Annotated in this window: 2 protein-coding genes; one reads left to right on the top strand and one right to left on the bottom strand. The window is 62.9% G+C overall.

From position 1 onward, the window contains the following. On the top strand, positions 1–459 hold a 459-nt coding region (locus G510_RS0113200), incomplete at its 5' end, for an ISL3 family transposase (RefSeq protein ID WP_029153992.1). A gap of 231 nt (positions 460–690) precedes the next feature. Here G510_RS0113200 and dld read toward each other — a convergent pair. Beyond that, entirely contained in the window at positions 691–2,406 is a 1,716-nt protein-coding gene (dld, locus tag G510_RS0113195; protein ID WP_029153991.1) for a D-lactate dehydrogenase, read from the bottom strand. Positions 2,407–2,783: the final 377 nt, after the last annotated feature.

Raw genomic sequence — 2,783 nt, 5'->3', positions numbered from 1 at the left:
GACCCGCTCTATGCCGCCCGCCGGACCCTGTCCACCGGCGCCGACCTGCTCAACGACAAGCAGAAGGACCGACTGGACACCCTGTTCGCCGACGACGCCCACGTCGAGGTCGAGGTCACCTGGAGCGTCTACCAGCGCATGATCGCCGCCTACCGCCACGAGAACCGGCGCCACGGCCGCGAGCTGATGGCCCGGCTCATCGACTCGATCAGCACCGGCGTCCCCAAGGCCCTGGTCGAGATCACCAAGCTCGGCAGGACGCTGAAGAAGCGCGCCGCCGACGTCCTGGCCTACTTCGACCGGCCCAGCACCTCCAACGGGCCCACCGAGGCGATCAACGGCAGGCTCGAGCACCTGCGCGGCTCGGCGCTGGGGTTCCGCAACCTGACCAACTACATCGCCAGATCCCTGCTCGAGACCGGCGGGTTCAGACCCCGACTACACCCTGGATTCGGATGAGCCGGATTTCGCCGGTGTGCCGGCCGTCGCGGGTCAGCTGACGGCGTGAGGCGATGACCCGTTCTCGGACCGGGCGCGGCCCTCGCCGCCACGCGATTCTATGGCCTGCCCAGCCTCTGACCGATGTCTCGACTCATCCGTCCCGGTGGACCTAGGGAGTCGAGCCCTAGGTCCACCCGAGATGGATAAGACATCGCTCAGGCTCTCACGGCGTCGCGCTACCTTGGGGACTTAGGCCCAGTCCTTGTGCGGCGACGTGCCGCCGATACCGGCGTTGAACGTATTCGTCGGATCGAGCTCCTTGAAGTGCTCTTCCATGGACTTCGGCAGCTTGTAGATGCGACCGTAGTTGTGCTCGGCGGGCAGCTTCGCGCCGCGCTCCTCCAGCAGGTGCTGGATGCGGTCGTGCAGCGCCTCGGGATCCACGCCCTGCTTGGCGACATAGTCCTGGTGCATCACATGGCAGAAGAAGTGCCCGTAATACGCCTTGACCTCAAGCTGGTCGTCGATCTCCTCCGGCAGCACCTCGAGCCAGTTCCAATCGTCGCGACGCAGGGCCACATCGATGGGGATGAGCCCTGCGATGTGCCGGCGCTTCAACGCGGCGTAGCGAGTGGCGGCACTGGCCGCGCCGAACCGGTTGAGCGACGCGCTCTTTTCTTCATCAGACGTGCAGATGAAGAACTCACCAGTGTGCTCGGGCTCTGCGAAGAACTCCTTGAGCATCTTCTCGCTCGCGGCCTTCTGCGACTCGCTGACGGTGAGCAGCAGGTGATGCTCGAAACGGTTGCGGTACTCCATCATGCGCTTGGGCAGCTGGTTGGGCAGCACGCTGAACATGGCTTGCGATACCGTGTCGGCGAAGGTCGGACCAATGCCGGGAATCTTCGAGAACAAGCCGTTGGCCCACGTCTTGAACGAGAACATGCGCGTCTGCAGCGCTGGACTCATGAACTTCAGGAAGACGAAGGTGTCTTTGCCGTACTTCTCGGCCAAGTCGAAGGCACTGCGGCCCATGTACTCACCAGAGATAGGCAGCGGCATGTCGGCTTCGAGGAACAACCGACGGATCTCTTCGAGCTCGTGCGTGTTGTTCGTGCCGATGTAAAACACGGTCGGGTGCACTTCGCGAGGGAAGGTGCGGGTGCGCACCGCGAACACCATCAGCTTGCCGGCCGAGCCGGAAGCCTCGAACAGGTACTCGGGGTTCGCATTGTAGCGAGCAGGCGAAGGCACGATCTTGCGCAAGTGCTCGGCGTACTCGGTCTCGTTCGAGTCTTCGGGAGCTGGGGTGACATCCTCGGGAGACCACTCGCCGCGCTGTAGACGGTCGAGTGCGACCTCAGGGTCGTCTCCGAGCGAGATGCCCAGGTGATTGACCAGCTCGACCTTGCCGTCGTCGTTGACGCGGGCGAAGATCGCTTCGCGCGTGAATGCCGGACCCTTGCGAATCTGGCTGCCGCCCGAGTTGTTCGCGATGCCGCCGATGACCGAGGCGCCGATTGATGTCGACCCGATCACCGAGTGCGGCTCGCGCTGGTGCTTGGCGAGCGCGTCGGTCAGGTGTGTCAGCGGGGTGCCCGCGAGCGAGATCGCCTCGCGCGCGTCGTTGATGAGGTGCACCTCATCGATGCGGTGAGTCGAGATGATCACAATGGGGCGATCGTAGTCTTGGAAGCCGGGGCCGGATCCACCAGTCAGGCCCGTGTTCGATGCCTGCGGGATGACGATGAGGTTGTTGTCGACGGATACCTGCAGCGCCCGCCACATCTCGACCAGCGTGCCGGGGCGCACCACGGCGAAGACTGGTCCTCCGCCGAATCGATAGCCTTTGCTGAATGGCATCGTGGCACGCTCAGAGGTCAGTACATGTTCGTCGCCGACGATTCTCTTGAACGCATCGATCGCTTCGTGCGAAGTCGTGGTGGTCTGTCCTGGTTGCGTCATCTCTAAGCTTCCTATATTCAGTTGCATCACAAGCGCGTCATGATGCTGAGGGGATGTCGCCTTGATCCGAGCTAGTCCGCGGTCGTTCATTTTTTGATGGGCGGGGAAACGAGCCAGGGGGACGACGTCTGCGACCGTCTGCCCGGAAGCTCGCTACGGCGTCCAAGGAGTGTGCGTGTGCGTGTGCGTATGCATGTGCATACGCGCATCCTCATTGTAGAAGATGCGCATCAGATAGTTTCGGACCGCGGTACTTTCGGACTCCGGTAGGTTCGGAGGCTCTGTCGCGCGTCAGACTATGTGGCAGGGGTAGTTAGTTGCTGAGGCAGCGCCCCCTATCGAAAGGTCTGAATCATCATGAGTCGTCCCCCGACGAT

It is taken from the genome of Microbacterium gubbeenense DSM 15944, assembly GCF_000422745.1.
GTDB classification, from domain to species: domain Bacteria; phylum Actinomycetota; class Actinomycetes; order Actinomycetales; family Microbacteriaceae; genus Microbacterium; species Microbacterium gubbeenense.
Note: the sequence above shows the minus strand (reverse complement) of the source record. Positions and strands in the feature narration are given on the sequence as shown.